This window comes from Candidatus Frankia nodulisporulans (genome assembly GCF_902806475.1).
Lineage (GTDB): Bacteria > Actinomycetota > Actinomycetes > Frankiales > Frankiaceae > Frankia > Frankia umida.
This window is the reverse complement of the sequence record NZ_CADCWS010000284.1, coordinates 1-4,917: the sequence shown is the minus strand read 5'-3', so window position 1 is coordinate 4,917 and position 4,917 is coordinate 1. Positions and strand designations below refer to the sequence as shown.

Here is a 4,917-nt window from a genome sequence, read left to right as displayed (position 1 = left end):
CGGCCCGCCTGCCGGGCGGCGGACCCCGTCGGCGGCCTGTGGATGACCACCGGGTGAACCGCGGCCCTGTGCGGGACGGAAGGTGGTCGTCGGTGGGAGGCGTTGTGGGACATCTCCCGACGCGGCGTGCATCGTGCGCATGCGCTGGCCACAGGGTTACGGTCCCCACGTGCGACTGGGCGTGATGGGCGGGACCTTCGATCCCGTCCACAACGGGCACCTCGTGGCCGCCAGCGAGGCCGCGGCGCTGTTCGACCTGGACGAGGTCGCGTTCGTACCGGTCGGTCGGCCCTGGCAGAAGGCCCACCGGGAGGTCTCCGCCGCCGAGGACCGGTATCTGATGACCTTCCTCGCCACCGCGGAGAACCCGCAGTTCACCGTCAGCCGGATCGAGATCGACCGGGACGGCCCCACCTACACCATCGACACGTTGCGTGATCTGCACCGGGTGCGCCCGGACGACGAGCTGTTCTTCATCACCGGCGCGGACGCCCTGGGACAGATCCTCACCTGGCGCGACCACGACGAGCTGTTCGAACTCGCCCAGTTCGTCGGCTGCAGCCGGCCGGGCTACCAGCTCTCCCTCGACGCCGCCCTGCCACCGGACCGGGTGAGCCTGCTCGCGGTACCGGCCCTGGCGATCTCCTCGTCCGACATTCGCTCCCGGGTCGGACGGGACGCCCCCATCTGGTATCTGACGCCGGACGGAGTCGTGCGCTACATCGCCAAACGGGGCCTCTACCGCGACGACACGACGCCCCCGGGGTCGCTGGGAACAGGCTGAGTGCCCTGTCCAGGCCGGAATGTGACACGCTGGTCCCAGCCGTCCCGACCGTGGACGGTGTCGCGCCATGGCCGTATTGGGCCGCGGTGCGGCTGTGACCATTCTGGAGATCCCGAGCGTGACCGCTTCCCCTCGAGCCGTCGAGCTCGCCCTCGCCGCCGCCCAGGCCGCGGCCGACAAGCTCGGCCGCGAACTGCTCATCCTCGACGTGAGTGAGCGCCTCGCCATCACCGACTGCTTCGTGCTGGCCGCCGCGGCCAACGAACGGCAGGTCAAGGGCATCGTCGACGAGGTCGAGGAGAAGCTGCGCCATCTCGGCGCCAAACCCGTGCGCCGGGAGGGGGAGCGGGAGGGCCAGTGGGTCCTGCTCGACTTCGTCGACATCGTCGTGCACGTGCAGCGGGACGAGGAGCGGGGCTTCTACTCCCTGGATCGGCTCTGGAAGGACTGCCCGTCCATCCCGTTCACCGACGCGACTGTCGGCGCGGGCGTGGGCGCCGGTGCCGCGATGCCGGCGGCTTCGGCGTCAGCGGGCTCGGTACCGGCGGGTTCGGTGCCGGCGACCGAGTCGGGCGAAAGCACGGGTGACGGCGCGGTGGGCGCCGCGTGAGGCTGCTGCTGTGGCGGCACGGCCGCACCACCTGGAACGAGGCCGGCCGCTTCCAGGGTCATGCCGACCCGCCGCTCGACCAGACCGGCCAGGCCCAAGCCGCCGCGGTCGCGCCGCTCATCCGGGCGATGAACCCCGAGCTGGTCGTCTCCTCCGATCTGCGGCGCTGCCGGGCGACCGCCGCCGCGCTCGACCTACCCGTGCGCGCCGACGCCCGGCTGCGGGAGATCGACCTCGGCGGCTGGTCCGGGCTCACCGGAGCCGAGGCCGCCAGCCGCTTCCCCGACGAGGACCGGGCATGGCGGGCCGGGCAGGACGTCCGTCGCGGCGGCGGCGAGACCTACCAGGAGGTCGCCGAGCGCGCCGGTACCCTGCTCGACGAGATCCGCGCCGAGGGCCTGCCCACCCGGCCCGACGGTCTGATCGTGTTCGTGCTGCACGGCGGCACCGCCCGCTCGCTGATCGGCCATGTGCTGGGCCTGCCACCCGAACTGTGGTGGCACTTCGGCCCGCTGGCGAACTGCCGCTGGTCCCTGCTGCGCCTGGCCGAAGGCGGCTTCCGGCTCTCCGAGCACAACGCCGGCCCCCTGCTGACGGGTAGGCTCGGCATCGCCGGATCAGGCCTGTCCGAGTCCCTCCTGCCAAGCCAGGGGGCCCCGACCGGGTCCGACACGGAGCCTGTACACTTGCCGAGGTAGCACAGCGGGGCGCACGACGAACCCCCGCCGGGCTGCTGAAGCAGGCAGGGCGGCAACCCACAGAACCTTCCCGGTCTGATATAAATGAACAGCAGTTGGGGCTGTGGCGCAGTCTGGTAGCGCATCACACTGGCAGTGTGAGGGTCAGGGGTTCGAATCCCCTCAGCTCCACGTAAATTTGGTTTTATTGCCTCCTCCCTTTGGGAGGAGGCCTTTTTCGTTACGTCATATTGCCGGGGGGCCGAGCCCGGTCAAGGGTTGCTCATACACCACGGGCTGAGCTGGGCATTCGCCCCCGCCGGATGGCCTCGGCCTGTTGCGGGCAACGCGTTGATCTTTGCTAACAGAGTCGGTCAGCCTGGTCTGTCCGTGTCTGGTGGCTGGCCGCTGTGTTCCGCCAACGCTCCTCTGATCATTGATCGGGGTGGGTGATGCGGTCTCGTTCGTCGTCGATCGTCTGTGCCTGGGCGTGCCTGCCCATGGCGCGGAGTAGATCCGACTGGTTGTTCAGCGACTGAGTGAGACCGGTGAGATGGGTGTCGGTCCGGTCGGTGGCCAGCTGGCGGTGGAGCGCGGCGGCTTCCTCGATCGTGGCCAGGGCCTGTTCCGGACGCCCCACATTCCCCAACCGCACCGACAGGCTGTTCAGCGACATGGCGAGGTCGGGGAGGTAGGTGTCGGGGGGAACGGTGCGTCGTCGGGGTAAGGCCCATCGGCGGGCTGGAAGTAGGCCCGGGGTGTGGTCGCGTAGACGGGCGGTGTGGGCCTGCTGCACGACAGCCGCCAGTTCCAGCAGCCGGTGACTGTACTGGGGGAGACCGCCGGTCATGGTGGTGAGGGTCGGTAGATCCAGTCGCGGCGCCAGAGCGGTCAGGGCGTCGGCGGTAGGGGTGTGGTCGGCCGCTTCGACCGTGACCTGGAGTGCGACCGGGGCGCGGGCGGGCGGATCGGCGGCGAGGAGCGCGGGCAGCAGGCCCCTCAGGCGGGGATGTGCGGGTGCGGCCCGGTTGAGCACGGTCAACGCCTGGTAGATCTGCGCCCGGGAAGCACCGGTGAGAACCCGGAAGGCAACACCGGCGGTGTCGGTCGGGTCGGCGAGGTGGCGGGCGAGGAAGTGTTCCGCGAGCCGGTCCGGGCTGATCCCACCCCACACCTGCCCGGCCTGCTCGGGTGGCGGCGGGTAGAGCCCGGCCAGCCACCGGACCACCCGCCCCCGTAGATCGTGGGCTTCGCCGTCGTCACCCGCGAAACTTGGAAGACGAGCGAGGGTCGCGGTGGCCTCGCTCAGGTTTTGGGCGCCGCACAGGGTCGCGGTAGCGATGGCCTGTTCCAGACTGTCCGCGGACCGGGTGATGCCCCCGGTGCGGGCGGTGGCGGTCCAGTAGGTCTTCTCGTGGCGCAGGAGCCGGTCCGCGACCTCGGCCGGTGATCCACTCGGGTGGGCGTCGGGCTGGTCGAGGAGCGCGGTCAACGCGGCCATGTGCACCGCCAAGACCAGCCCGAACCCGGGATCGGACAGCTCCGGTATCCCGCGGTGGACGTGCTCTGCCCGTGCGGTCCAGTCCACCGTGGGGTCAAGATCTGTGAGGCGGTGGGCGAACGTGCCGGCCGCGTCGGTGAACAGGCGTGTCCGGTCGGGTCCGCTGGTCTCCACCGCCGCCAGGGGGAGGGTCTGTCCGTCGGCGGCGAGGGGATGGCGGCCGGTGAGATCGTCCCACCAGTCCCCGCCCCCGCGGGCGACCAGCAGCAGCCGCACCCGGATGCGGCTGGATCGTTCTTCCAGGATGCTCAGGAGGGTGCTGGTGAGATCGGTGTGGGTTTCGGCGTAGTCCACCACCAGCAGCACCGGCCGGGTCTGCCCGGCCAGCCGGCCCACCAGCCCCACACCCTCGGGGCGGACGAGTCCAGCCAGCCAGCCCGCCTCGCGCAGGCGTGCGCTCAGGGCGCGGGCGAAACGGGTCTTGCCCTGCCCACCCGGACCGACCAGCAGCCGCACCGCACTGTCCGCCGCCCCGGTGCACCAGTCGGTGAACTCGGTCAGGAGCGCCTCCCGGCCGTGGAGGTCGACGATTTCCGCGTCGGCCCGCAGGAACTGCGCCGGTGTGCGGGGCACGGTGACCGTCGGCGGGCTGATCAGTCCGGCGAGTTCCACCGATTCCCAGTCGACCGGCCCACCCTCGGCCCGGATCAGATCCCGCAACCCCGGATCGTCCAACAGCCGGCGGACCGGCACCGCACTCAGCCTGCCCTCACCGAACCCGGGGGTGTCCACCACGATCACGGCGATTGCGAGCCACACCGGCGCGGGACCGGTCGGGTCGGCGCACGCGTAGAGCACCGCCCCGGACATACCCGACCAGGGCAGCGGTTCGTCGTCCGCGGTCGGCGCCAACGGCGGATGGTCCTTGACGTTGACGTCGTAACGGCCGGTGACCAGCCCGCCCAGCGGGTTCACCTGCCCGGTCAGATGGTTCGTCTCCCGCGTCCCGCCCGCGTCACGCAGCACCCGGGGGGAAACCGGCCGCCTCACCGGCGATCCCGCCGGCACGGCCGGTCAGCGCACCCCAGCGCAACCGGTCCACCTGCGGCGATATCCACCCCGGATCATCAATGCGGATCAGCGCCGCGTCGGGCGCGGTGCCGCCGGGACCGTCCCAACGCTCAGGCCACACCACCCGACCCGACGTGCCCGCCCGGCCAGTCTCACCCACCCCGACCGTCAACCCCACCCGCGACGACGCCACCGGCCCCTCGGGAAACACGACATGCGCGGCGGTCAGGACCAGCCGGCCGGTGATCAACAGGCCCGACCCCACCCGCGTGCG

Annotated in this window: 5 protein-coding genes and 1 tRNA gene; 4 read left to right on the top strand and 2 right to left on the bottom strand. The window is 71.3% G+C overall.

From position 1 onward, the window contains the following. The first annotated feature begins 184 nt into the window (after positions 1-184). The 4 genes from nadD to G6R24_RS18170 all read left to right on the top strand — a co-directional run bounded on the left by nadD (position 185) and on the right by G6R24_RS18170 (position 2,263). Positions 185-784 (top strand): nicotinate-nucleotide adenylyltransferase, encoded by a 600-nt coding sequence (nadD, locus tag G6R24_RS18185; protein ID WP_175084472.1) that lies wholly within the window; start codon positions 185-187, stop codon positions 782-784. Between the two features lie 67 nt (positions 785-851). Further along, positions 852-1,394, top strand: a complete 543-nt coding sequence (gene rsfS, locus G6R24_RS18180; RefSeq protein ID WP_476727361.1) for a ribosome silencing factor — start codon at positions 852-854, stop codon at positions 1,392-1,394. Beyond that, positions 1,391-2,092, top strand: coding sequence for a histidine phosphatase family protein (locus G6R24_RS18175; RefSeq protein WP_163550406.1), 702 nt, complete (start codon positions 1,391-1,393; stop codon positions 2,090-2,092). The genes rsfS and G6R24_RS18175 overlap by 4 nt, the downstream gene beginning before the upstream one ends. Before the next feature lie 97 nt (positions 2,093-2,189). Beyond that, positions 2,190-2,263, top strand: a tRNA-Ala gene (locus tag G6R24_RS18170). Positions 2,264-2,504: 241 nt separating this feature from the next. Here the strand turns inward: G6R24_RS18170 and G6R24_RS18165 are convergent. Both G6R24_RS18165 and G6R24_RS18160 read right to left on the bottom strand, forming a co-directional pair. Beyond that, positions 2,505-4,622: a hypothetical protein gene (locus G6R24_RS18165; protein ID WP_163550405.1), complete on the bottom strand. Its 2,118-nt coding sequence runs from the start codon at positions 4,620-4,622 to the stop codon at positions 2,505-2,507. Then, positions 4,588-4,917: trypsin-like serine protease (locus tag G6R24_RS18160; protein ID WP_225438695.1), on the bottom strand; the 330-nt coding region annotated here is incomplete at its 5' end. The genes G6R24_RS18165 and G6R24_RS18160, both read right to left, overlap by 35 nt.